Consider the following 23,256-nt stretch of genomic DNA (forward strand, 5'->3'; position numbering starts at 1 on the left):
CGGCCGGGTGCGGAATACTCGCCGGTATTCCGCCGGTGTTCCGCCGAGAGTACAAGGAGCTTCAATGACGAAGCCGAACCGGATCGACCCGTCCGACCTGCTCGCCGTCGGCGACCTGCTCTCCGACGAGGAGCGGCTGGTCCGCGACACCGTGCGCCGGTTCACCGAGGAGCGCATCCGCCCGCACATCGGCGACTGGTTCGAGCGCGGGGTCTTCCCGGCCCGCGAACTCGCCCCCGAACTCGGCGCCCTGGGCGTGCTCGGCATGCACCTCGACGGCTACGGCTGCGCGGGCGCCGACGCGGTGGCGTACGGGGTGGCCTGCATGGAGCTGGAGGCGGCCGACTCCGGGCTGCGCAGCTTCGTCTCCGTCCAGGGCTCGCTGGCGATGCGTTCCATCCACGCCTTCGGTTCCGAGGAACAGAAGCAGCGCTGGCTGCCCGGCATGGCCGCCGGCGAGCTGATCGGCTGCTTCGGCCTCACCGAGCCGGACTTCGGCTCGGACCCGGCCAACATGCGCACCCGGGCGGTGCGGAAGGGCGGCGAGGGCGGCGACTGGGTGCTGTCCGGCAGCAAGATGTGGATCACCAACGGCAGCATCGCCGACGTCGCCGTGGTCTGGGCGCAGACCGAGGAGGGCGTGCGCGGCTTCCTGGTCGAGCGCGGCACCCGCGGCCTGACCGCCACCGACGTGCACGGCAAGCTCTCGCTGCGCGCCTCCGTCACCAGCGAGCTGGCCTTCGACGAGGTCGTGCTGCCCGCTGACGCCGTGCTGCCCGGAACGGTCGGCCTGCGCGGACCGCTCTCCTCCCTCAACGAGGCCCGCTACGGCATCCTCTGGGGCACCGTCGGCGCCGCCCGCGACTGCTACACCTCCGCCCTGGAGTACGCCAAGAGCCGGATCCAGTTCGACCGCCCGATCGCGGGCTTCCAGCTGACCCAGCAGAAGCTGGTCGAGATGATGCTGGAGGTCGAGAAGGCGTACCTGGTCGCCCTGCGGATCGGCCGGCTCAAGGAGCAGGGCGCGGCCCGCCCGCCGCACGTCAGCTTCGGCAAGCTCAACAACGTCCGCACCGCGCTGGAGATCGCCCGCAGTGCCCGGACCGTCCTCGGGGCCAACGGCATCACCACCGAGTACCCGGTACTGCGGCACGCCAACAACCTGGAGTCGGTGCTCACCTACGAGGGCACCAGCGAGATCCACACCCTGGTCCTCGGCGAGGCCATCACCGGTGAGTCCGCCTACCGCTGACGGGCGGCCGGCCGCCACGATCCGGCCCGGGAAAACCGGTGGCCGGGCCCGCCGCGGCCCGGCTACCGTCCCTGCCATGACCAGCCGGTTCGTCCCGACGCCGCCCCCGACCACCACCCTCTGGCGCCCCACCGGCCCCGAGGAGCTGGCCCTGGTCGAGGCCGCCGACTGGCGCGCCTGGCCGCCCCGCCTGCCCGAGCAGCCGATCTTCTATCCCGTCCTCAACGAGGACTACGCGATCCGGATCGCCCGGGACTGGAACGTGCGCGCCTCCGGCGTCGGCTACGTCACCCGCTTCGAGGTCGACACCGCGTTCCTCGCCCGCTACCCCGTTCAGCGGGCGGGTGGCCGGACGATCCTCGAACTCTGGGTGCCTGCCGAGGAGTTGGCCGAGTTCAACCGGCACATCGTCGGCCGCATCGAGGTCGTCCGCGAGTTCCGCCCACAGCCATGAGGGGCTCACAGTCCCGAGCGGCCCGTGGCGCTGACGGACGGCCCGTTCCGGACGGGTGGGTCGCGGACCACCTCCCGACGGCTTCCCGGCGCCCTTCCGACACCTCGTGGACACCCGGAGTTCGGTGCCGGGACGCCGACCGGTACGGCGGCCGGTGAAGAGTGACGCGGTCGGCGGCGCCCTCGGCGGGCGCGGCCGGGTGCGCACGACCGAAAGGAACACCCACCATGTCCGCTGCCCAGTGGCCCCGCCCGCGCGTGCTCGTCGTCGGGATCGACGGCGTCCGCCACGACTACCTGGCGCAGGTGCCGATGCCGCGGCTGGGGGAGGTCGCCGAGGCCGGGTTCCTGGTGCCGGTCACCGTCGCGGACACCACGCCCACCATGTCCGGGCCGTGCTGGGCCACCATCGTGACCGGGGTCGAACCCGCCAAGCACGGGGTCTGGGGCAACCACCTGGGCGGCAACCGGCTCGACGTCTTCCCCGACTTCGCCACCCGGCTCGCCCGGGGCGACCGCCGCCGCACCTTCGTCGCGGCCGGCTGGGACCCGCTGATGATCAACGAGTCCGGCGGCCCGCTGTTCCGCGCCCCCGGCCAGCTCTCCTACGTCGCCCCCGCCGAGGACACCCCCGAGGCCTGGGAGGACGTGGACGAGGAGGTCACCCGGGAAGCCGTCCACGTCCTCGGCACTGCCGACCCCGAGGCCTCCTTCGTCTACCTCGGCGCCGTCGACGAGACCGCCCACTTCCGGGGCTGCGGCGACGAGTACCGCGCGTCCATGCGCACCGCCGACGAGCGCCTCGGCCGCCTCCTCGACGCCGTCCGCGGCCGGGCGACCCACGCCGAGGAGCAGTGGACGGTCATCGTCGTCACCGACCACGGGCACGTGGACGCCGGCGGCCACGGCGGTCGCACGGCCGAGGAGCGGACGGCCTGGGTCGCCTGCGCCGGACACGGCATCCCGGCCGGACCGCCCACCGGCGAGATCCGCCACCCGGACGTCGCCGCCCAGGTGTACGCCTCGCTGCTGCGCCCGATCGACCCGCACTGGACCCTCGACGGCCGCCCGTTCCCGGTCGCCCGGCCGGTACCGGCGGCGGTCTGACAACGCGGGCGGGCCGGGCCGCGCTCTACCGCCGGTGCCCCGGGTGCAGCACGCCGGGCTGCGGCGGCGCCGCGCTTGGGCGAGGCTCGATCGGGGCTCGGGCCGCGTCCGACCGGGGTGTACCTACCCGGGCGGGGCCCGGAACCCGCGGGCCTCAGGGTCTGCGCCGAACGGCGTACGCCTGAAGGTGGAGGCGGTACCCCGTGGGTCGGAGACGACATCGCGACCTGGTGGTGACGATCCGAGGGGTCCGGGCGGGCCACGATGGTGACACCGGACGGCGGGGTACGCAGGCCGGACCGGTGGCGCCGGCCCGAGCGGCCGCGCCGGAGACGGGCGGCAACAGTCGCACAGGTCAGGACACGGAAAGGGCAGTCGGGCATGAAGGGCATCGTGAGCAAGGTCGCGCTGGGAGTCGCGGGCACCGGCATGGCCGTCGCCGTGGCAGCGGTGGCAATCGGCCCGCGGGTGTCCGACTGGTACGACGAGCACCACCAGCAACAGGGCTCGTACGAGACCGGCACCCAGGCCAAGGCCGACCGCCGGTCGATGCCGACCTGGCTGCCCGACAACGCCTCCGGCGTGAAGTACCTGATGTCCACCAAGGGCGACGACCGTCTGCTGCACGCCACCCTCCCGGAGGGCCGGCTGCCGGCCGGCTGCACCGTCGGGCTGCCGGGCAAGAGCGCCCACCCGGTGCCGGAGTCGCTCAAGGCCGGCTGGTTCCCCGAGAACGTCGCGGCCAGGGCGAGCGGCACCTGCGGGCACTACAACGTGGCGCTGACCGGCAACCAGCTCTACGCCTGGCAGGACGGCGCGGCGGTGCAGGCGGCGCTGCGCGCCGAGCACGTCGCCAAGCGCTGAGTCCGGCGGTCGGTCCGGGGCGCCGGCCGGCCGGCAGCCCGCCCGACCAGCCTGGACGACCGTTCCCGGCCGACCTGACCTGGGGACGGAAACGGCCCGCCGCGCACCGGAAGGTGCGGGCGGGCCGCCGTCGTGCGCGGGCGCGGAGCGGGCGACGGGCGACCCGCCCGAACACACCCTCACGGCCGAACAGCTCGCACCCCCGCTGTCGGAACCGGACCGGGCTGCGATAGGACGGAGCGCGAACGAGCCCCACGTCGCCCGCCCGTAAGGAGAACCATGCCCGGCCCGACCGTCGGCCCCACCGACGACACGTCGACCGCTGCCACCACCACACCTGCTACCACCACACCTGTTGCCGCCTCCGTCGCCACACCCGCCACACCGGTTGCCGCCTCCGTCGCCGCGTCCGGCGTCGCGTCCGTCGCCGGACAGGGCCGTCCGGGCTGGGCCGTGATCGCCGCCCTCGGCGGCCTCACCGCGCTCGGCCCTCTCACCACCGACCTCTACCTCCCGGGCCTGCCCGCGATCGCCGACGACCTGGTCGCCCAGCCGGCCGCCGTCCAGCTCACCCTGACCTTCTCGATGTTCGGGGTCGCGGCCGGGCAGCTGCTCTTCGGACCGCTCAGCGACCGCTTCGGGCGCCGCCCGCCGCTGCTCGCGGGGCTCGTCCTCTACACCCTGTCCAGCCTGGTGTGCGTGTTCGCGCCGAACCTGACGGTGCTGATCGCCGCCCGCTTCGTCCAGGGCGCGGCGGGCTCCGCCGGGCTGGTGATCGGGCGCGCCGTCTCCCGGGACCGCTTCCAGGGCGTCGCTCTGCTGCGCTTCCTCGCCTCGATCGCCCTGATATCCGGGCTGGCGCCGATCCTCGCCCCGATCGTCGGCGCGCAGCTGATGCGGTTCACCTCGTGGCGCGGCACCTTCGGCGTGCTCACGGCGCTCGGGCTGCTGCTCGTCCTGGTCTCGTTCGGGGTGCTGCGCGAGACGCTTCCGCCGGAGACCCGGCACGCCGGCGGGGTGGGCGCCACCCTGCGGACGATGGGCCGACTGCTGCGCAACCTGCCGTTCCTCGGGCTGGCACTGACCAGTTCCCTCGCCTTCGGGGCGCTGTTCGGCTACATCAGCGGGTCCTCGACGGTGCTCCAGCACGTGTACCAGGTCTCGCCGCAGACCTACAGCCTGCTGTTCGGGCTGAACTCGTTCGCGATCGTGGTGATGACCCAGGTGAACGGGCGGTTGCTGGCCCCGCGCTTCACCCAGCGGGCGCTGATGCTGGGCAGCCTCGCGGCGGCGGTCGCCGCCGGGGTGGCGCTGGTGCTGCTGACGACGGTGTGGGACTTCGGGCTGGCCGGCTTCTGCCCGCCGCTGTTCGTGATGATGGGCAGCCTGGGCGTGCTGCTGCCGAACACCGCCGCCCAGGCGCTCGGCCTGGTCGAGCCGCAGGTGGCGGGTACGGCGTCGGCGCTGCTCGGGACGGGCAACTTCCTGTGCGGTGCGGTGGTCGCACCGCTGAGCAGCCTCGGCGGTCAGCCGTCGGCGGTGCTGCTGGCGCTGGTGGTCCTGGTCTGCGGGGTGCTGGCGACGGCGGCGTACCTGGCGCTGTGCCGACCCGCGCGGATGCGGGCGGCAACCACTGGCGGGTGACGGCCGGCGGCTGACGGGCGGCGGGGTCACGGCCGGGCAACCGGGAACGGCAGCGGACAGGTGACACCGGACGGAAGACAGATGACAGCTGACAGATGTTGAAATCTGTCAGCTGTCATCTGTTAGTCGTCGTTCGTCATTCGCCCTTCGTCACCCGAGGCGGACTCAGGCGATGGAGAAGTCGTCCCCGTACACGTTGCCCTGGCCGTACCAGCCGTGCAGGTACACCGTGACGGTGCCGTTGGCGCCGGTGGTGAAGGGAACGGACACCTTGGTCCAGCCGGAGGAGTTGGCCCAGGCGCTGGCGGTGGCGCCGCCGTTGACGCCGACGTAGGCGTAGTTGCCCTGCACCCAACCGCTTAGCGTGTAGCTGGTGTTGGGCTTCAGCGTGACGGTCTGCGAGCACTCGCCGGTCTGGCTCGCGGAGGCCGCGGCCTGCAGCGCCTTGGTGCCGGAGTGGACCGGGGTGGAGACCACGGCGCCGCCGCTCTGGCAGGTCCACGGGGTCAGGCTGCCGCTCTCCAGGTCGCCGTTGACCAGGCCGGTCGTCGGACCGGTCCCGGTGACGGTCAGCGTGTAGGTCGCGGTGTGGCTGCCGGACGGCCCGGTGGCGGTGACGGACAGCGGGTAAGTGCCCGGCGCCGCGGCCGAGGTGGTGGAGAGGTCCAGCGTGGCGCTGTTGCCGGCGGTGACGCTGCCGGGGGTGACGGTGGCGGTGACGCCCGCCGGGGCGCCGCTGACCGTGAGGTTGAGGTTCTGCGCCGAGCCCGCCGTGACGGCCGTCGCGACGGCGGCCGAGGTGGAGGAACCGGCCGCGACCGTACCGGACTTCGGGTTCACGGCGACCGAGAAGTCGTTGCCCGGCTGGGTGCCGGTGACGTTCAGGGTGAAGGTGCTGGTGTGGCTGCCGGAGGCCGCCGCGCCGGTGACCGTGATCGGGTAGCTCCCGGGCGTCACCGAGGAGGTGGTGGAGAGGTTCAGCGTGGCGCTGTTGCCGGCGGTGACGCTGCCGGGGGTGACGGTGGCGGTGACGCCCGCCGGGGCGCCGCTGACCGTGAGGCTGACGCTCTGCGCCGAGCCCGCTGTGACGGCCGTCGCGACGGTCGCGGAGGTGGACGAACCGGCGGCGACCGTGGCGGAGTTGGGGCTGACCGACACCGAGAAGTCGTTGTTCACCGTCGAGCCGCTGGTGAACGGCGCGAAGATGTGGGTGAAGTCCCAGGTGTTCTGGGCGATCCCGGAGCAGTTGTCGTTGCCCTTGGTGCCCGGGCAGCCGCCGTTGTCACGCTGGAGCGCCCAGAAGGACAGCGTGTTGATGCCCTTGGCGACCGCCCAGTTGTACACGGTGTTGGCGTTGGCCAGGGTGAAGGTCTCGGCCGGGCCGAAGTCGTCGACACCGATCATCTCGGTGATCCCGATCGAACCCCACAGCTGGGCGGGGGTCTTGGACGGGTAGAGCTTGGCGAGCTGGTTGTAGAGGCCCTGCGCGGAGGTCTGGGTGTCGGCCGCCATGTCGTGGGCGGCGTTGTCGTAGTAGTCGAAGGTCATCATGTTGACGACGTCGATCCGCGCGTTGTTGCTGACCGCGTTGCGCAGCACCGCGAGGCCGCTGTCGGCCAGCCCGGAGGTGGTGGTCGGCAGGGTGTAGGAGAACTGGATATTCCGGCCCTTGGTGGCGGCCCAGTCCTGCACCAGCTTGATCGCCTTGTTGCGGCGGTCGATCCCGCCGCTGTTGGTCAGCGAGTTGTCCTCGATGTCGAGGTCGATCCGGCTGATGTCGTAGGTGGTGATCACGTTCTCGAAGGCGGCCGCGATCTGGTTGACATCGGTGCAGCTGTCGGCCAGTTCGGTGCCGGTGTTGTCGGCGGTGTAGCCGCCGAAGGACGGGATCACGTCCCCGCCGTTGGCGCGGATGGTCGCGATGTCGGCGCCGAAGGTCGCGGAGGCGACCGGCATGGAGGTGTCGCCGTTCCAGTACGGCGTGCAGGAACCCTTGGTGGCGGTCTGGAGGAACGCCATGGTCAGGTGCTTGGCGCCGGACTGTGCGGCCAGCTGGGCCGGGCTCTGGCCGGTCCAGGCCTCGAAGTAGGGGGCGAAGACCCGGTTGGGAAGCGGGGTGGCGGCCTGGGCGGAGCTCGTCCCGGCGGCGACCAGGCCGGCCGAGGCGACCAGCGTGGCGCAGGCCGTCAACACGGCCTGGACTGTTCGGCGAAGGCGCATGGATTCTCCAACAGACTTGGTGGGGCAGGACGTTGGGGAGGTGCGGTCGGTCCTGACGGGACGGCCGTGTGGGGTCGGCCGCGGGCCCGGGACCGGGTCGGAAATCGGGAGTGCGGTGTTCGGGCGTGCGAAGGCCCACCGACTCGCGTGGACGCGGGCGGCGTGCGGATGCGCGCGCCGTACGGAGCGGGGGTGGGGCGGAGCAGGGCAGGGCAGTGCCTCAGCCGCCGGTGGTCACACCCCCACAGTGCATCCCGGTCGGATCGACATGCTTATGTTTGGACTAGACCACTGGTCTGTCAAGAGACCTAACAGTTCGTCAGCACACGGCCCGCGCGGCGTAAGGGGGCGGGTGTGCGCCCAGGGGCGGGGAGGGGTGGCGACGTCGGCGGCGACAGGTGCCGGAAACGAGAAGACCGTGGCCGCGCACCCGGGAAGGGGCGCGGCCACGGCGGCCCGGCGCTCAGGACACCGGGCGGTCCATGGTGTCGCAGATCCAGGGACCGGGGATCCCCGGATCTCCGGGATTCGGGGATTCGGGGATTCGGGGATCCGGGGGTCTGCGGTCCGGACCGGTGGGTCAGCGGGACGGCGGGCAGAGCGTGGCGAGCAGCGCCTCGTTGATCTTCGCGGCGGTGTCCGGTCCGAAGCCCTGCGGGTGGTCGGCGGAGGTGAAGCGCTGGTTGGCCAGGTCGACCAGCTTCTGCTTGTCCTTGGGGAACTGGTACATCGCCTGGCACTGGTTGCGCGCCCGGTCCACGGCCTGGTCCGGCTTGCCGCCGACGATCGCCGGGTCGATCGCGTCCAGGGCGGAGACCAGCTTGGCCGTCAGGTCGTCGCCCGGCTTGGCGGGGAGTCCGGCGTCGGCGGGCGGGGCGGGCTTGGCCGGTGCGGGGGCTCCCGGGGCGCCGGCGTCGGGCGCGGGTGCGCCGGTGGCGCCGTCGGCCGTGGGGGCGACCGAACCGGGCGCGGGGGCCGAGGGCGTGGCGGCGGCGTCGGAGGGCGCGGCGGTCGAGGCGGCCGTGGCGGTGGGGGAGCCTGCCGCGGCGGTGGCCTTGCCCGAGGCCGTGGCCGTGGCCGAGCCCGATCCGGAACTGGAACTGGAGCAGGCAGCGAGGCTCACCGCGGCGAGTGCCGTGAGGGTGGCGGCGAGGAGACGAGTGCGCATGGCGCCCAGACTGTCATGTTCGCGGCGTGGAAGGGAAGGTCCCTCCGGCAGCCGGAAGGGGATCTCCGGAACGGCGGACGGCGGCCCGGAGGAAGCTCCTCCGGGCCGCCGTCAGGTGGGCCGGCCGACCGGCGCGACCGGCCGGCTGTCGGCGTGATCGGCCGGCTGTCCGGTCGATCGGTCGGCCGTCAGCCGAGACTGTTGGACTTCAGCCAGTCCTTGGCGACCGTGGACGGGTCCTCCTTGTCCACCGACACGCGCTTCATCAGCGCCATCAGCCCGGCCGTGTCGAGCTTGGCCGACACCGCGTTGAGCGCCGCCGTCGCGGTCGCGTCCACGCCCGCCTTGTTGACCAGCGGGGTGATGTTCTGGGCGCCGAAGATGTCCTTCGGGTCGGCCAGCGGTACGAGCTTGTACTGGGCGATCTTCGGGTCGGTGGTGAACACGTTGCCGACCTGGATGCTGCCGTCCTTGAGCGCGTTCGCGGTGGTGTCGGCGGTGGGCTTCCACTCCTTGAAGGTCAGCCCGTAGACGTCCTTGAGCTGCTGCTCGCGGCGGGTCTTGAACTCCGGCGGCCCACCGATGGTGAACTCGCCGGCCTTGGCGGCGAGATCGGCGATGCTCTTGAGGCCGTTCTTGTCGGCCGTCTCCTGGGTGACGCTGAGCGAGTCCTTGTCCTCGGCCGGGGAGGAGTCGAGGATGCCCAGCGAGGCGGGCAGCGTCTTGGTGAGCGCCGCGTTCACGTCCTGGGTGGTGGCGGCGGTGGACTTGGCGTCCAGGTAGGCGAGCAGCGAGCCGTTGTACTCCGGAAGGACGGTCAGGTTGCCGCTCTGCAACTGCCCGTAGAGCACCTCGCGGCTGCCGATGTTGAACTTCTCCTGGACCTTGACGCCCTTGGCCTTGAGCGCCTGCGAGTAGATCGATCCGAGCAGGACGTTCTCCGGGAAGTTGGCCGAGCCGACCACGACGGTCGACCCGGAACCGCCCGCGCCGCCGGAGCCGCCCGCGGGGGCCGAGGCGCTCGAACCCCCGGCGAGCGGGTCGCCGCCGGAGGAGCCGCAGGCGGTGGCGCCGAGGGCGAGCGCGGCGAGGGTGCCGAGGACGGCGGCGCGGCGGCTTCGGTTGATTGTCGACATGGTGACAGATGTCCTTCCGGAACGGGAGGGGAGACGATGAGGAGTCAGTGGGGCTGCTGCTGGGCGCGCACCCCGGGCGGGAGCGCGAAGCGGGCGAGCAGGGCGAAGAACAGCTGGGCGGCGACCGCGAGCAGCACCACCAGCAGCGCACCCCCCACGGTCACGGCGTAGTTGCGGGTTGCCAGCCCGTCGATGACGTAGCGGCCGAGGCCGCCCAGACCGACGTAGGCGGCCACCGTGGCGGTCGCGATCACCTGCACGGTCGCGGTGCGGAAGCCCGCCAGCAGGGTCGGTGCGGCCGAGGGCAGGCAGACCTGCCGCAACACCTGGGGGTGGGTCAGCCCGATGCCGCGCGCGGCGTCCCGGACGTCCGGATCGGTGCCGCGCACCCCCTCGACGGCCGCCACCAGCAGCGGTGGCGCGGCGAGCGCGACCAGCGGGAACAGCACGGCGGTGTCGCCGACCCCGGCGAGCAGCACCGCCAGCGTCACCAGGCCGAGGGTGGGCAGGGCGCGGGCGGCGCCCGCGAGCGCGGTCACCACGGTGACGCCGCGCCCGGTGTAGCCGATCAGCAGCCCGAGCGGGACGGCGAGCACCGCCGCGTACAGCAGGGCCTCACCGGAGAGCAGCAGGTGCTCGGAGACCCGGTGCACGATCGAGTCCGGGCCGCTGAGGTGGTCCGGGGCGGTGAAGAAGTCGCTCAGCCAGGTCAGCCAGTTCACGAGCCCGCCCCCTTCTCCCGGACGGCCCAGGGCGCGAGCAGCCGCCGAGCGGCCACCAGCAGCAGGTCGACGGCCAGGGCCAGGACGGCGATCAGCACGATGCCGGCCAGGATCGGGGTCGGGAAGGTGCGCTGGAAGCCGTCGACGAACAGGTAGCCGAGCCCGCCGCGGCCGACCAGAGCGCCGACGCTGGCCAGCGAGATGCTGGACACCGCCGCGACCCGCAGTCCGGCGATCAGGTACGGCACGGCGGCGGGCAGCTCGACCGAGGTCAGCCGGTGCCACGGCCCGTACCCCATCGCGGTGGCGGCCTGCCGGACGGCGTCCGGGACGGCGCGCAGCCCGTCCACGGTGGTCGGCAGCAGCACGGCGAGGGCGTAGAAGGTCAGCGGGATCATCACGGTCGCCTGGGTGGCGAGGCCGGTGTACGGGATCAGCACCACGAACACGGCCAGCGAGGGCAGCGCGTAGACGATGTTGAACACGGCGGAGAGCGGCTGGTACAGCCGGGGGTAGCGGGCGCAGGCCAGACCGAGCGGGACGGCGAGCAGCAGGCCGATGAGCACGGGGACGAGGGCGATCACGGCGTGGTCGGCGAGCAGGTTGCCGAGGTAGCCGAGGTGGTCGCCGATCCAGTACCAGCGGACGATCGGTTCATCGTCCACCGTCGGCTCCGTCCGTGCCGCCCGTTGTGGCTCCGCCGCCCGTTCCGTCGGGGGTGCCCGTTCCGTCCGGGGTGCCTTTTCCGTCGGGGCCGTGCGGGGCGCCTGTTCCTTCGGGGGCGTCCGGGGTGCCTGGCCTGGAGGTGTCGGGCCGCAGCGCGGTGAGGACGGCCTCGCGGCTCGCGGTGCCGGTGGCCCGGCCGTCGGCGTCCAGCGCGACGGCGACCCCGGCGGGGGAGAGGACGGCGGCGTCCAGCGCGGTGCGCAGGGTGTCGGCGTCCGGGCGGAAGCCGGCCGTCGGGTGCAGTTCGGCGGTGACGGCGTCGCGGTCGATCCAGCCGATCGGGCGACGCTCGTCGTCCAGGACCAACTCCCACCCGCCGTAGCGGAGTCCGTCGCCCACCGGGCGGAGTTCGACGGCGCTCGCGGGGCGCAGGCCGAGACCGCGCAGGCCCCGGTCGCGTCCGAGGAAGGCCGCCACGCCCTCGTCGGCGGGGGTGGTGAGCAGGGTGTGCGGATCGGCCAGCTGGGCGATCCGGCCGTGCTCGCGCAGCACCACCACCTGGTCGCCGAGCCGGACGGCCTCCTCGATGTCATGGGTGACGAACAGCACCGTCTTGTGCAGCTCGGACTGGAGCCGCAGCAGCTCCTCCTGGAGCCCGGCCCGCACCACCGGGTCGACCGCGCTGAACGGCTCGTCCATCAGCAGCACCGGCGGGTCGGCGGCCAGCGCGCGCGCCACGCCGACCCGCTGCTGCTGGCCGCCGGACAGCTGGAACGGGTACCGCTTGGCGGTCTCCGGTGCGAGCCCGACCAGCTCGAGCAGTTCGGCGGCGCGGGCGCGGGCCTTCCTGCGGTCCCAGCCGAGCAGGTAGGGGACGGTCGCGATGTTGTCGATGACCTTGCGGTGCGGGAAGAGTCCGGCCTGCTGGATCACGTACCCGATGCCACGGCGCAGCTTGGCGGGTTCCAGCTCGGCGACGTCCGTGTCGTCCAGCAGGACCCGGCCCGAGGTGGGCTCGACCATCCGGTTGACCATGCGCAGCAGGGTGGTCTTTCCGCAGCCGGACGGTCCGACCAGGACGGTTATCCGACCGGTCGGGACCTCCAGCTCCAGGCCCTCGACCGCGACGGTGCCGTCGGGGTGGCGCTTTCCGGCGCCCTCGAATCTGATCACGTGGAGTTTCCTCGTCAGGGCGCCCCGGGGAGGCGGCGCCTGGGTCGGTCGGTCGTTCTGTCGGGTCGTTCGGTGGCGGCGGTTTCAAGCGCCCGGGCGTACTTCCGCCCGCGTGGCTGCCCAGCTTTGGACCGGCGGAAACTCTGATCAGACTATGACCTGCATCATCTCCTGTCTCTGATTTACCGTCCGGCACGCGGCGCGACCGCGAGCTCAGCCGCCCTGACGGGTTGGCAGACCGGCGGCCGCCCAGCCGACGAAACCGCCGTCCAGGTCGGTCGCCCGGTGCAGCCCCAGCTCGCGCAGGGAGGCGGCCGCCAGGCTGGAGGCGTAGCCCTCGGAGCAGACCACGATCACCTCGACGTCGTAGCCGGAGGCCTCGGGGATCCGGTGACTGCCCGTCGGATCGAGCCGCCACTCCAGCACGTTGCGTTCGATGATCAGCGAGCCGGGGATCTCCCCCTCGGTGGCCCGCTGCGCCGCCGGACGGATGTCCACCAGCAGTGCGCCTTCCAGCTGGGCCTGGTACGCCTCGCGGGCCCGCGGTCGGTGGACGCCCTCCCGGGCCCGCTCCACCAGGTCCTCGATCGTGGTCACCATTGTTCCGGTCCTTCCTCGGAGGTGCGGACGAGCCCGCCGGCCCGCAGGTCGTAGTGCGCCATCGAACTCAGCGGCGGTGAGTAGGCGTGCAGGGTGACGGCGGGGCCGACGGCGGTGTTGCGCACGTCGTGCACGTACTCGGGGCCGAAGGCGCGGGCGGTGCCGGCCGGGACCCGGCGGATCAGCAGGCCCTGGTCCGGGCCGCCGAGGGACAGCTCCTCCAACTCGCCGAGGGCGACGGTGAAGGCGCCGCGGGAGCCGCCGTGGTCGTGGAAGCCGGTGGACTGGCCGGGCAGCCAGCTGATCAGCCACACCTCGTGGTCGTCGTCGGCGGCCAGACGCCGGTACCAGCGCTCCTCGGTGGAGAGGCGGACGTGGTGGATCCACTCCTCGGGGCGCTCGGCCAGGTCGCGGACGAGGGCCCGCAGGGTGCTGGGGGTGAGCGGCGCTCGGGTGTCCCCGGTGGACGGCGGCGGTGGTGGCTCGGGGATGGTCGCCGGGCTCGTGGCGCTGATCGGGCTGGTGCCGCTGCTGCCGGGGCTGGTCGCGGTGCCGGAGTCGGCGTCGGCGTCGGGTCCGGCGTCGACGGTCGGGCGGGCGTCGGGGCTGATGCTCGGGCTCGGGCTCAGGCTCATCAGGGCGTCCTCGGGTGCGGGAACGTCGGTGGGAAGCGCCCGGCGTCCGACGGCGGTGGACGGGCGCGGGCCGGCGGGACGGCCCGGCACGTACGGTGCGTCGGGGCTGGGCGGGAGTCAGAACTGCGGGTGCGGCTGCGCGGCGCGGGCCCTGGCAGACGTCACAGGGCGGGACCGGCGGGGGAGAGCAAGGTCAACAGGCACAGATGGAACTCGCCTGGCGTCGCAGATCGACGTGCAGGCGGCAGACCAGAGTGGCGCCGGAGTCCATGTGCCGGATCCTTCCCGAGCGAACCGGACGAAGTCAAGCCGAGCCGACGGTCCGCCGCCGTCCGCTACCGGCGCAGGCGGGCCCGTCGGACCCTCGTCGGCTCCTCCTCGGCCGGGCGGCGCGGCGCCGGTGGAGCCTCGACGGCCTGAGCCTCGACGGCCTGAGCCTCGGCGCTCGGCGCCGAGCCGGCCAGCGCCTGTTCGACCAGTGGTGCGGCCTGCTCGCCCAGGTGGCGGCCGAGCGTCTGGTAGGCGCCGAACTGCTGGTGGTCGAACCACTGGTCGCTGGTGCGGTCGTTCGGGAAGGCCCGGTTCTCCATGGCGTAGGCGTGCAGCTCGTACGGCATGTCGGGGGTCAGCACCGACTGGAGGAGGACCAGCCGACCGTGCCGGACGGCTCCGGGCCCCTCGCCGAGGTCCGGGTAGCGGATGTCGCCGGTGATCACGCCCCGGGCCGAGAGCCGGGCGGACAGCTGCGCCGCGAGCCCGCGCAGCTGTGGCCGGCGGCCCGGGCGGCCGTGCCCGCCGTCGTCCGCGGCACCGCGTTCGGTGGGTTGCTCGGTGGCGCTGCCCGGGACCAGCAGCTCGGGCTCGTGCAGGGTGATGACGATGCCCAGCTCCTCGCGGGCCAGGGCGATCGCGGCGGCCAGCTTGGCGGCGTAGCCCGCGTCGCCGCTGGCGTCGATGCAGACCGCCGTCCGTACCCGGTGCCGCAGCAGCTCGACCAGCCCGAGGTTCTCGTAGTGGCCGCCGTCGGTGGTGAGCAGGAAGCGGTCGTCGGCCGGGAACCGCCCGATCAGCTCCCGCAGTTGGTACGGGAGGCGGCGGACGGCGGGCTGCGCGGGGCGGCGCCAGTCCGGTGGCCCGGACCAGTCCGGGCCGAGTACCGCAGGGTTGGGCAGCCACGTCCCGAGGCGGGCGTTGGTCACCGCGAACAGCCGCTGGTAGACCCGGGACTCCCGTCCCATCGCGGAGGAGAAGGCCGCGCCGGAGACGGCCATCGCCGACTGCACGGTGAGGTCCCGGGCGATGTGCGGACGGGTGCGACGCTCCAGCAGGTCGGTGCGCGCGTACCCGACGTCCGGTCCGCCCACGTAGTCGTACGAGAGCGAGAAGGAGACCGCCGGACGGCCCGGTGGTGTACGGGAGTTGCCCGACAGGTTGGCCGCCGCGGAGAAGATCACCTGGGGGAGGTCGGGGCGCCGGGCGCCGTAGTGGCTCAGCCAGGTCTGCTCCCGGAAGAAGTGGTACGGGCGGGCCAGCGACCGGCCGCCCTCGGTGACCCGCCGGACCGCGAACGCCGAGGCCAACCGCAGCCGGTAGAACGGGTGCAGGCTCACCCAGGTCTGGTCGAGGTTCAGCCCGACCGCGCCGAGCACCAGCGGCAGCAGCACCTGGACGGCCGTCGGCCAGGCGTACCCGGTGGCGACCGCCCAGCCGAGGGCCAGCAGCGCACCGGCCGTCAGCACCAGGAGCGCGGCCCACACCACGAGGATCTGGGGGAGGCCGGCGACGCGGCCACCGCGCGGCCGGCCCGTCGTACGGGCCGCGGACGCCGCGGCGGTACCCCGCCCGGGCGTCCGGCCGTCGCGCCGGAGTATGCCGAGCAGCAGCGCCAGGTAGCTGAGCGCCACGGCCAGGCCGAGCCCCGCGCCGGTCAGCCGCGGCCCCGCCGCCACCGCCTGCTGGAGCCGCACCGCGGCCCAGGCCAGCCCCGGCACCGCCAGCACCCCGACGGCCAGCAGGGCGGCCAGCCCGAGCAGGCCGAGATTGGCCCGGCGTAGCACGCGTGGCAGCAGCGCCTGCCAGCCGAGCGACGGGAAGGCCAGCAGCCAGAGCAGCCAGCACCCGGCGGCCGCGGCCAGCAGGGCGCCGAGGGCGGCGAGCGCCGGTGCCCGGAACTCCAACGGGCCCGGCGCGGCGGCGGTGTGGCGCAGCCCGGCGGCCGCCAGGTGGCCGAGGTCGGTGAGCGGCACGGCCCGGTAGCAGCGGCTGAGCCCGAGGCCGAGCGTCAGCACGGCGGCCAGCAGCAGGGTGAGGGCGGACAGCACGCCGCGCAGCAGCGTCCCGAGGGCGACCAGCCACTCGCCGGCGCTCTCCGCGACGTACCTGCCGTGCCGGCGGAGGTGGTCCTCCTCGGGGGAGCCGGGCTCCAGCACGGTGTCGGCGGTCAGGCCGGAGACGGCGTGCACCGGGCTGCCGGGTGCCGAGTCGCTGAGCGCGAGCTGGAGCGCGCCGACGGTGTAGCCGCCGCCGGAGACGGAGACCAGGTAGCGGGCCCGTTTCAGCCAGGGCCGCAGCGCCTGGAGCGCGCCGAGGGTGACGCAGGCCGAGCGGATGCCGCCGCCGGAGGCGCAGAAGCCGAGTTCGGCGGGCTCGCGGCCGGGCGGCACCCGGGCGGCGTCGCGCCAGCGGGCGTGCCGGACGGGTGCGTCCGGGGCTCGGTCAGGCGCGTCCGGGGCACCCGACCGGTTTTGGGTGTGCGGCGCTGTGACGGCGGTCGGTGAGGCGCCGTGCCGGCCGGCGGTGGGCCACGGCGGGACCAGCGCCGGGCGGTCGGGGGAGTCGGTGCCGCGGGCCTTCGCGTCCGCCCGCGACGGCCGGAGCCCGCGCACGGCGCGGGTGGCGGTCACCACCACCATCCCCGCCGCGGCCGCCCCGGCGGGCAGGAGCAGCAGCCACTTGACGGTGGCGAGCGCGGTGGCGGCGGCGAAGGGCGTGTCGGAGCCGCCCGCGCCCGGGCGGAGGCCGTCGAGCCCGGCGCGCAGCAACGCGTCCTCCCCGAGGTCGCAGCAGGCCGCGAGCAGCCCGGCGGCGCCGACCGCGAGCGCCGGCACCCGTCGGCGCACCGGCCCGAGCACGTACCCGCCGAGCACGTACCCGCCGAGCAGTGCGGCGGCGACCAGCGTCAGCCCGTAGCCGCCTGTCAGCCAGACGTCGGCGCGCAGCGCGGCCAGGTGGTCCGCCGCGCGCCCGCTGACCACCGCCTCGGCGGCCGTACGGGAACCGGCCAGTTGGAGGGCGACGTCCGGTACGCGAGGCGCCAGGCGGTGGAACAGCAGCCCGCCGAGGACGGCCGGCAGGAGTGCGCCGACGGCGAGTAGCAGGCCGGCCCAGGCGGGCAGGGCGGGCAGGCGTGGCGCCGGGCCCCCGCCTGCCGCCGTAGCCGTGGTGCCTGCCGCTTCCGCCGTCTCCGCCGCCGCGCCCGCGGAATTCGTCACCGCCATCGTCGTCACCCCCGCTCGGTCGCCCCGATCCCCCGTGACCGAGCCGCTGAACTCGCATGGAACCACCGAGGACTGACGCTCCGTAGCTGCCTGCGGTGATGTCCACGCGGGTCCTACCCCACCCTCGCAATTCGTGCACCCGGGATGGCTGGTTTCACTCGAACGAGTAAGAGGGCAATTCCCGGGGTAGATCAGCTTTTCATCGCACCCGGGCCCGTCCGCGTGTCCGGCAACAGGATCACCCCAGACGCGTTTCCGCCAACGTATTGTCAGGCCACCGAGGCCGGGCCTACCGTCTACAGATCGCTTTCTACGCACGTAGACCCCGCGGTTCCCCGAGCGGAACCGCGGGTGAGACCCACCCCGTCAACCCTCAGACCGCGGGCCCGACCGCACGGCCGGACCGCGGAGTTGCGGAGGTACCCATGTCGCAGATCGTCCGTGCCGCGCTCGTCCAGACCCGCTGGACCGGCGACCAGGAGAGCATGATCGCGCTCCACGAGCAGTACGCCCGCGAGGCCGCCGCCCAGGGCGCGAAGATCATCGGCTTCCAGGAGGTCTTCAACTCCCCGTACTTCTGTCAGGTCCAGGAGGCCGAGCACTACCGCTGGGCCGAGGCCGTCCCCGACGGCCCGACCGTGCGCCGGATGCAGGACCTCGCCCGCGAACTCGGGCTGGTGATCGTCGTCCCGGTCTACGAGGAGGAGCAGACCGGCGTCTACTACAACACCGCCGCCGTCATCGACGCCGACGGCAGCTACCTCGGCAAGTACCGCAAGCACCACATCCCGCAGGTCAAGGGCTTCTGGGAGAAGTACTACTTCAAGCCCGGCAACCTCGGCTGGCCCGTGTTCGACACCGCCGTCGGCAAGGTCGGCGTGTACATCTGCTACGACCGCCACTTCCCCGAGGGCTGGCGCGCCCTGGGCCTGGCCGGCGCGCAGATCGTCTACAACCCCTCCGCCACCAGCCGCGGCCTGTCCGGCTACCTCTGGCAGCTCGAACAGCCCGCCGCCGCCGTCGCCAACGAGTACTTCGTCGCCGCGATCAACCGCGTCGGCACCGAGGAGTACGGCGACAACGACTTCTACGGCACCTCCTACTTCGTGGACCCGCGCGGCCAGTTCGTCGGCGACGTCGCCTCCGACAAGGAGGAGGAACTCGTCGTCCGCGACCTCGACCTCGGCCTGATCGAACAGGTCCGCCAGCAGTGGGCGTTCTACCGCGACCGCCGTCCTGACGCCTACGGACCGCTCGCCGAGGCGTGAGGAGCAGCGCGCGATGACCACCCGGAACCCGCACCAGCGCACCATCGTCCGCGGCGGCCTCGTCATCACCGCCACCGAGGAACTCCACGCCGACGTCCTGATCGAGGGCGAGCGCATCGCCGCCCTCGCCACCACCGGCAGCTCCGCCGCCGAGGCCTGGACCGCCGACACCGTCATCGACGCCACCGGCCACTACGTCATCCCGGGCGGCGTCGACGCCCACACCCACATGGAACTGCCGTTCGGCGGCACCGCGGCCTCCGACACCTTCGAGACCGGCACCCGGGCCGCCGCCTGGGGCGGCACCACCACCATCGTGGACTTCGCCGTCCAGCCGGTCGGCGGCTCGCTGCGCGAGGGCCTGGACAGCTGGCACGCCAAGGCCGAGGGCAACTGCGCGGTCGACTACGCCTTCCACACCATCGTCTCCGACGTCAACGACGCCGTGCTGAAGGAGATGGACGCCCTCGTGGACTCCGGCGAGTCCACCTCCTTCAAGCTCTTCATGGCCTACCCCGGTGTCTTCTACAGCGACGACGGCCGCATCCTGCGCGCCATGCAGCGCGGCGCCGCAAACGGCGGGCTGATCATGATGCACGCGGAGAACGGCATCGCCATCGACGTGCTGGTCGAACAGGCGCTCGCCGCCGGGAGGACCGCCCCCCGCTACCACGGAGAGGTCCGCCGCGAACTGCTGGAGGCCGAGGCCACCCACCGGGCGATCAAGCTCGCCCAGGTGGCCGGCAGCCCGCTCTACGTGGTGCACGTCTCCGCCGCCGCCGCGCTCGCCGAACTCTCCCAGGCCCGGGACGCCGGCCTCAACGTCTTCGGCGAGACCTGCCCGCAGTACCTCTTCCTCTCCACCGACAACCTCGCCGAGGAGGGCGCCGACGGCTTCGAGGGCGCCAAGTACGTGTGCAGCACGCCGCTCAGGCCGCGCGAGCACCAGGAGGCGCTCTGGCGCGGGCTGCGCACCAACGACCTCCAGGTGGTCTCCACCGACCACTGCCCGTTCTGCTTCGTCGGACAGAAGGAGCTGGGCCGGGGTGACTTCTCGAAGATCCCCAACGGCCTGCCGGGCGTCGAGAACCGGATGGACCTGCTCCACCAAGCCGTGGTGGACGGACACATCAGCCGTCGCCGCTGGGTCGAGATCGCCTGCACCACCCCGGCCCGGATGTTCGGCCTCCACCCGCGCAAGGGCACCGTCGCCCCGGGCGCCGACGCCGACCTGGTGGTCTACGACCCCACCGCGGTGCAGACCGTCTCCGCCGCGACCCACCACATGAACGTGGACTACTCGGCCTACGAGGGCCGCCGACTCACCGGCCGGGCGCGGACGGTGATGTCGCGCGGCACCGTCGTGCTGGACGGCGGCGACTGGCTCGGCCGGGCGGGCCACGGCACCTTCCTTCGCCGGGACACCTGCCAGTACCTGGTCTGACACCCTCCCGCCGCTCACCCGCCCGCAGGTCCGCTCTCCGGCTGTTCTCCTCTCCCGCTGCACTCCCGACTCTCCCGCTCTTCGTCGTCCATCTGCCGCCGCCCGCCGCCCGCCGCCCGCCGCCCGACCGCCGCACCGTCCCGGCGGGGCGACCGGGCGGCGGCGGTCGAACCCCTTACCTGGAGCCCCTCATGGACATCGGCCTCGTCCTCCAGACCGACCCGCCCGCCCGGTTGCTCATCGACCGGATGATCCGCGCCGAGCGGGCCGGTTTCACCCACGGCTGGACCTTCGACTCCTGCGTGCTCTGGCAGGAGCCCTTCGTCATCTACAGCCGGATCCTCGCCGAGACCGAGCGGCTGACCGTCGGCCCCATGGTCACCAACCCCTCCACCCGTACGTGGGAGGTGACCGCCTCCATGTTCGCCACGCTCAACGACATGTACGGCAACCGGACCGTCTGCGGCATCGGCCGCGGCGACTCCGCCATGCGGGTGGCCGGGCGACGCCCCGCCACCCTCGCCCGGCTCTCCGAAGCCATGCACGCCATCAAGGAGTTGGCCGAGGGGCGCACCGCCGAGGTGGACGGCACCGAGATGCACCTGCCGTGGGTCGGCGCCGACGCTTCGCTGCCCGTCTGGATGGGAGCGTACGGGCCGAAGGCGCTTAACCTGACTGGCCGTCAGGCCGACGGATTCATCCTCCAGTTGGCGGACCCGTACCTCACCGAGTTCATGGTCAAGGCGGTACGGGCCGCCGCCGTCGAGGCCGGCCGGGACCCGGACTCGGTCACCGTCTGCGTCGCCGCCCCGGCCTACGTCACCGCCGACGAATCGCCGCAGGCGCTCGCCCACGCCCGCGAGCAGTGCCGCTGGTTCGGCGGGATGGTCGGCAACCACGTGGCCGACCTGGTCAGCCACTACGGCGAGCACTCCGACCTGGTGCCGGAGGCGCTCACCGACTACATCAAGGACCGCCAGGGCTACGACTACAGCCACCACGGGCGGGCCGGGAACCCGGACACGGCCTTCGTCCCGGACGAGATCGTGGACCGCTTCTGCCTGATCGGCCCGGCGGAGGTGCAGCGGGCCCGGCTGGCGGAGCTCCGCTCGCTCGGCGTCGACCAGTTCGCCGTCTACGCCATGCACGACGCCATCGAGACCACCATCGACGCGTACGGGACGGACGTCATCCCGCACCTGTGACATCCCGCCCGCTCCGATCGTGAACCCGTCCTTGAACCAGTCTGCGAACCTGCCAGTGACCCCCACCTGAGCTCAGCCGCGGATCCGCCCGCGGCGGACGGGAGTTGTCCATGCCCGAAACCGAGACCAGCGGCAGCAGACAGTGGCATCACCCCGACGGCCGGGTCGAACTCGACCCGGCCGTCGCGGAACTGCCGCCCAACGGCTTCACCAGCGACGACCTGCGGCCGGTCCCGGTGGCGCGGCGCACCTGGACCACGTACAACTTCCTCGCGCTCTGGGTCGGCATGGCCCACAACATCCCGTCCTGGACCCTGGCTTCGGGCCTGGTCACGCTCGGCATGGACTGGAGACAGGCCGTTCTGACCATCGCGCTCGCCAACCTCGTCGTGCTCGTCCCGATGCTGCTCACCGGGCACGCCGGCACCAAGTACGGCATCCCGTTCCCGGTCTTCGCCCGCGCCTCCTTCGGGCTGCGCGGCGCCAACCTGCCCGCCCTGCTGCGGGCGGCGGTGGCCTGCGCCTGGTTCGGCATCCAGACCTGGATCGGCGGCGAGGGCATCTTCCTGCTGGCGGGCAAGCTGTTGGGCGAATCCTGGCGTACCGCCGGTGAGTTCGGCGGCTACCCGTGGACGCAGTGGCTCTCGTTCCTGCTGTTCTGGCTGATCGAGATGGCGATCATCGCGCGCGGTATGGAGGCGCTGCGGCGGTTCGAGAACTGGGCGGCGCCGTTCGTCATCGTCGGTGCGCTCGCGCTGCTGGTGTGGATCACCGTCAAGGCGGGCGGCCTCGGGCCGCTGCTCGACCAGCCGTCCAGACTGGGATGGGGCGGCGGCTTCTGGAAGGTCTTCTTCCCGGCGCTGATGGGCATGATCGGGTTCTGGTCCACCCTCTCGCTGAACATCCCCGACTTCACCCGCTTCGGCGGCAGCCAGCGGGCCCAGATCCGCGGGCAGGCACTCGGCCTGCCGACCACGATGACGCTCTTCGCGTTCCTGTCCGTGCTGGTCACCTCGGGCTCCGAGGCGGTCTACGGGGTGCCGGTGTGGGACCCGATCCAGCTGGCGGCCAAGATGGAGAACCCGGTCGCCATCCTGTTCGCGCTGCTGACCGTGCTGGTCGCGACGCTGTCGGTGAACATCGCCGCCAACGTGGTCTCGCCGGCCTACGACCTCGCCAACCTGCTGCCCCGTCTGGTCACCTTCCGCACCGGGGCGCTGATCACGGGGGTGGTCGGGATCGCCATCTTCCCGTGGCGGCTGATCTCCGACCCGCACGTGTACATCTTCACCTGGCTGGGCGTGGTCGGCGGATTGCTCGGCACGGTGGCCGGAGTGCTGATCGCGGACTACTGGGCGCTTCGGCGCACCCGACTACGGCTCGCCGAGCTGTACCGGCCGGGCGGGGCGTACTGGTACGCGGCCGGGTGGAACTGGCGGGCCGTCGCAGCGCTGCTGGTGGGCGGCGTGCTGGCCGTCGGCGGCTCGTACTCCACCCTCGACGCCAACGGCGCGAAGCAGGGCCCGTTCCCGGCGGACGGCCTGATACCCGTCCTCAAGCCGCTCGCGGACTACGGCTGGGCCGTCGGGCTGACAGCGGCGGCCGTGGTGTACCTGGGGCTGAGCGGGGGGTTCGGGAGGCGGGCGGCGGCGGAGGGCGAGGGTTGACGGCGAACAGCGAACAGCAAACAGATGACAGATTTCGAAATCTGTTAGGACTTGTCCGGTCGATCAGGTGTGGAGCCAGATGACGAGGGCTGCTGCGGTGACGGTGCCGAGGTAGACGTAGCCGCGTTTGTCGTATCTGGTGGCGACCGCTCTGGCGTGCTTGAGCCTGTTGATGGCCCGTTCGACGGTGTTGCGTTTCTTGTACCGCTCCTCGTCGAAGCCCGGTGGCCGTCCGCCGCGTGAGCCCTTGCGCAGGCGGACGGCCCGGCTGTCGGTCTTCTCCGGGATCGCGTGCCGGATACCGCGTCTGCGCAGGTAGTCGCGGCACGGCCCGTTGCTGTATGCCTTGTCGGCGGCCACGCTGTCGGGCGTCTTTCGGGGCCTGCCCGGCCCGGTCCGCGGAACCCGGATCCTCTCCAGCACCGGCTCGAACTGTGTGCAGTCCGCCCGCTGCCCTGGTGTGACGACCACGGACAGCGGGCGGCAGCGGCCGTCCGCGCTCAGGTGGATCTTGGTGGTGAACCCGCCCCGCGAG

20 protein-coding genes are annotated in these 23,256 nt (G+C 72.9%); 9 read left to right on the plus strand and 11 right to left on the minus strand.

The window, feature by feature from the left end:
- Window positions 1-64 precede the first annotated feature (64 nt).
- The 5 genes from ACZ7RU_RS22370 (at window position 65) to ACZ7RU_RS22390 (ending at window position 5,320) form a co-directional block, all read left to right on the plus strand.
- Window positions 65-1,252: an acyl-CoA dehydrogenase family protein gene (locus ACZ7RU_RS22370; RefSeq protein WP_470342689.1), complete on the plus strand. Its 1,188-nt coding sequence runs from the start codon at window positions 65-67 to the stop codon at window positions 1,250-1,252.
- Window positions 1,253-1,328: 76 nt separating this feature from the next.
- A complete protein-coding gene (locus tag ACZ7RU_RS22375; protein ID WP_470342690.1) occupies window positions 1,329-1,706 on the plus strand; it encodes an ADP-ribosylation/crystallin J1 in 378 nt (125 codons plus the stop codon).
- Between the two features lie 227 nt (window positions 1,707-1,933).
- Complete coding sequence (locus ACZ7RU_RS22380; RefSeq protein ID WP_470342691.1) at window positions 1,934-2,812, plus strand: alkaline phosphatase family protein; 879 nt, start codon at window positions 1,934-1,936, stop codon at window positions 2,810-2,812.
- A gap of 381 nt (window positions 2,813-3,193) precedes the next feature.
- Window positions 3,194-3,676, plus strand: a complete 483-nt coding sequence (locus tag ACZ7RU_RS22385) for a hypothetical protein (RefSeq protein ID WP_470342692.1) — start codon at window positions 3,194-3,196, stop codon at window positions 3,674-3,676.
- 279 nt (window positions 3,677-3,955) lie between these two features.
- Window positions 3,956-5,320 (plus strand): multidrug effflux MFS transporter, encoded by a 1,365-nt coding sequence (locus ACZ7RU_RS22390; RefSeq protein WP_470342693.1) that lies wholly within the window; start codon window positions 3,956-3,958, stop codon window positions 5,318-5,320.
- A 165-nt stretch (window positions 5,321-5,485) separates the two neighbouring features.
- On the opposite strand, the gene ACZ7RU_RS22395 is transcribed toward ACZ7RU_RS22390, so the two are convergent.
- From ACZ7RU_RS22395 to ACZ7RU_RS22440, 10 genes are all read right to left on the minus strand, one after another.
- Window positions 5,486-7,540 carry a glycosyl hydrolase family 18 protein gene (locus tag ACZ7RU_RS22395; protein WP_470342694.1) on the minus strand — a complete coding sequence of 685 codons (2,055 nt, stop codon included), beginning with the start codon at window positions 7,538-7,540 and terminating at the stop codon, window positions 5,486-5,488.
- Window positions 7,541-8,120: 580 nt separating this feature from the next.
- A complete protein-coding gene (locus tag ACZ7RU_RS22400) occupies window positions 8,121-8,708 on the minus strand; it encodes a hypothetical protein (RefSeq protein ID WP_470342695.1) in 588 nt (195 codons plus the stop codon).
- Between the two features lie 188 nt (window positions 8,709-8,896).
- Window positions 8,897-9,844, minus strand: a complete 948-nt coding sequence (locus ACZ7RU_RS22405) for an ABC transporter substrate-binding protein (RefSeq protein ID WP_470342696.1) — start codon at window positions 9,842-9,844, stop codon at window positions 8,897-8,899.
- Window positions 9,845-9,888: 44 nt separating this feature from the next.
- On the minus strand, window positions 9,889-10,566 hold the full coding sequence (locus ACZ7RU_RS22410) for an ABC transporter permease (protein ID WP_470342697.1): 678 nt from the start codon (window positions 10,564-10,566) through the stop codon (window positions 9,889-9,891).
- A complete protein-coding gene (locus tag ACZ7RU_RS22415) occupies window positions 10,563-11,231 on the minus strand; it encodes an ABC transporter permease (protein ID WP_387757663.1) in 669 nt (222 codons plus the stop codon). Before ACZ7RU_RS22415 ends, ACZ7RU_RS22410 begins: the two co-directional genes overlap by 4 nt.
- Window positions 11,221-12,405 (minus strand): ABC transporter ATP-binding protein, encoded by a 1,185-nt coding sequence (locus ACZ7RU_RS22420; RefSeq protein WP_470342698.1) that lies wholly within the window; start codon window positions 12,403-12,405, stop codon window positions 11,221-11,223. Before ACZ7RU_RS22420 ends, ACZ7RU_RS22415 begins: the two co-directional genes overlap by 11 nt.
- Window positions 12,406-12,618: 213 nt before the next feature.
- On the minus strand, window positions 12,619-13,005 hold the full coding sequence (locus ACZ7RU_RS22425; protein ID WP_470342699.1) for a rhodanese-like domain-containing protein: 387 nt from the start codon (window positions 13,003-13,005) through the stop codon (window positions 12,619-12,621).
- Entirely contained in the window at window positions 12,999-13,640 is a 642-nt protein-coding gene (locus tag ACZ7RU_RS22430; protein WP_470342700.1) for a cysteine dioxygenase, read from the minus strand. Before ACZ7RU_RS22430 ends, ACZ7RU_RS22425 begins: the two co-directional genes overlap by 7 nt.
- 193 nt (window positions 13,641-13,833) lie before the next feature.
- The gene (locus ACZ7RU_RS22435; protein WP_107086570.1) at window positions 13,834-13,911 is read right to left on the minus strand and encodes a putative leader peptide; all 78 of its coding nucleotides are present in this window, start codon (window positions 13,909-13,911) and stop codon (window positions 13,834-13,836) included.
- A 64-nt stretch (window positions 13,912-13,975) separates the two neighbouring features.
- On the minus strand, window positions 13,976-17,131 hold the full coding sequence (locus ACZ7RU_RS22440) for a hypothetical protein (RefSeq protein ID WP_470342701.1): 3,156 nt from the start codon (window positions 17,129-17,131) through the stop codon (window positions 13,976-13,978).
- Window positions 17,132-17,562: 431 nt separating this feature from the next.
- On the opposite strand from ACZ7RU_RS22440, the gene ACZ7RU_RS22445 reads away from it, so the two are divergent.
- The 4 genes from ACZ7RU_RS22445 (at window position 17,563) to ACZ7RU_RS22460 (ending at window position 22,721) form a co-directional block, all read left to right on the plus strand.
- A complete protein-coding gene (locus ACZ7RU_RS22445) occupies window positions 17,563-18,405 on the plus strand; it encodes a nitrilase-related carbon-nitrogen hydrolase (protein ID WP_470342702.1) in 843 nt (280 codons plus the stop codon).
- 13 nt (window positions 18,406-18,418) lie between these two features.
- Window positions 18,419-19,849 carry a dihydropyrimidinase gene (gene hydA, locus ACZ7RU_RS22450; protein ID WP_470342703.1) on the plus strand — a complete coding sequence of 477 codons (1,431 nt, stop codon included), beginning with the start codon at window positions 18,419-18,421 and terminating at the stop codon, window positions 19,847-19,849.
- A 191-nt stretch (window positions 19,850-20,040) separates the two neighbouring features.
- Window positions 20,041-21,054, plus strand: a complete 1,014-nt coding sequence (locus tag ACZ7RU_RS22455; protein WP_470342704.1) for a TIGR03842 family LLM class F420-dependent oxidoreductase — start codon at window positions 20,041-20,043, stop codon at window positions 21,052-21,054.
- Window positions 21,055-21,164: 110 nt separating this feature from the next.
- Window positions 21,165-22,721, plus strand: a complete 1,557-nt coding sequence (locus ACZ7RU_RS22460) for an NCS1 family nucleobase:cation symporter-1 (RefSeq protein ID WP_470342705.1) — start codon at window positions 21,165-21,167, stop codon at window positions 22,719-22,721.
- A gap of 63 nt (window positions 22,722-22,784) precedes the next feature.
- Here the strand turns inward: ACZ7RU_RS22460 and ACZ7RU_RS22465 are convergent.
- A partial coding sequence (locus ACZ7RU_RS22465) for an IS5 family transposase (protein WP_470342706.1) occupies window positions 22,785-23,256 on the minus strand: 472 nt, incomplete at its 5' end.

The organism is Kitasatospora sp. NPDC114501 (assembly GCF_055633695.1).

Coding starts and splice junctions, on each gene's coding strand:
- ACZ7RU_RS22370 (WP_470342689.1), top strand. CDS start 65: ATGACGAAGCCGAACCGGATCGACCCGTCCGACCTGCTCGCCGTCGGC.
- ACZ7RU_RS22375 (WP_470342690.1), top strand. CDS start 1,329: ATGACCAGCCGGTTCGTCCCGACGCCGCCCCCGACCACCACCCTCTGG.
- ACZ7RU_RS22380 (WP_470342691.1), top strand. CDS start 1,934: ATGTCCGCTGCCCAGTGGCCCCGCCCGCGCGTGCTCGTCGTCGGGATC.
- ACZ7RU_RS22385 (WP_470342692.1), top strand. CDS start 3,194: ATGAAGGGCATCGTGAGCAAGGTCGCGCTGGGAGTCGCGGGCACCGGC.
- ACZ7RU_RS22390 (WP_470342693.1), top strand. CDS start 3,956: ATGCCCGGCCCGACCGTCGGCCCCACCGACGACACGTCGACCGCTGCC.
- ACZ7RU_RS22395 (WP_470342694.1), bottom strand. CDS start 7,540: ATGCGCCTTCGCCGAACAGTCCAGGCCGTGTTGACGGCCTGCGCCACG.
- ACZ7RU_RS22400 (WP_470342695.1), bottom strand. CDS start 8,708: ATGCGCACTCGTCTCCTCGCCGCCACCCTCACGGCACTCGCCGCGGTG.
- ACZ7RU_RS22405 (WP_470342696.1), bottom strand. CDS start 9,844: ATGTCGACAATCAACCGAAGCCGCCGCGCCGCCGTCCTCGGCACCCTC.
- ACZ7RU_RS22425 (WP_470342699.1), bottom strand. CDS start 13,005: ATGGTGACCACGATCGAGGACCTGGTGGAGCGGGCCCGGGAGGGCGTC.
- ACZ7RU_RS22430 (WP_470342700.1), bottom strand. CDS start 13,640: ATGAGCCTGAGCCCGAGCCCGAGCATCAGCCCCGACGCCCGCCCGACC.
- ACZ7RU_RS22435 (WP_107086570.1), bottom strand. CDS start 13,911: ATGGACTCCGGCGCCACTCTGGTCTGCCGCCTGCACGTCGATCTGCGA.
- ACZ7RU_RS22445 (WP_470342702.1), top strand. CDS start 17,563: ATGTCGCAGATCGTCCGTGCCGCGCTCGTCCAGACCCGCTGGACCGGC.
- hydA (WP_470342703.1), top strand. CDS start 18,419: ATGACCACCCGGAACCCGCACCAGCGCACCATCGTCCGCGGCGGCCTC.
- ACZ7RU_RS22455 (WP_470342704.1), top strand. CDS start 20,041: ATGGACATCGGCCTCGTCCTCCAGACCGACCCGCCCGCCCGGTTGCTC.
- ACZ7RU_RS22460 (WP_470342705.1), top strand. CDS start 21,165: ATGCCCGAAACCGAGACCAGCGGCAGCAGACAGTGGCATCACCCCGAC.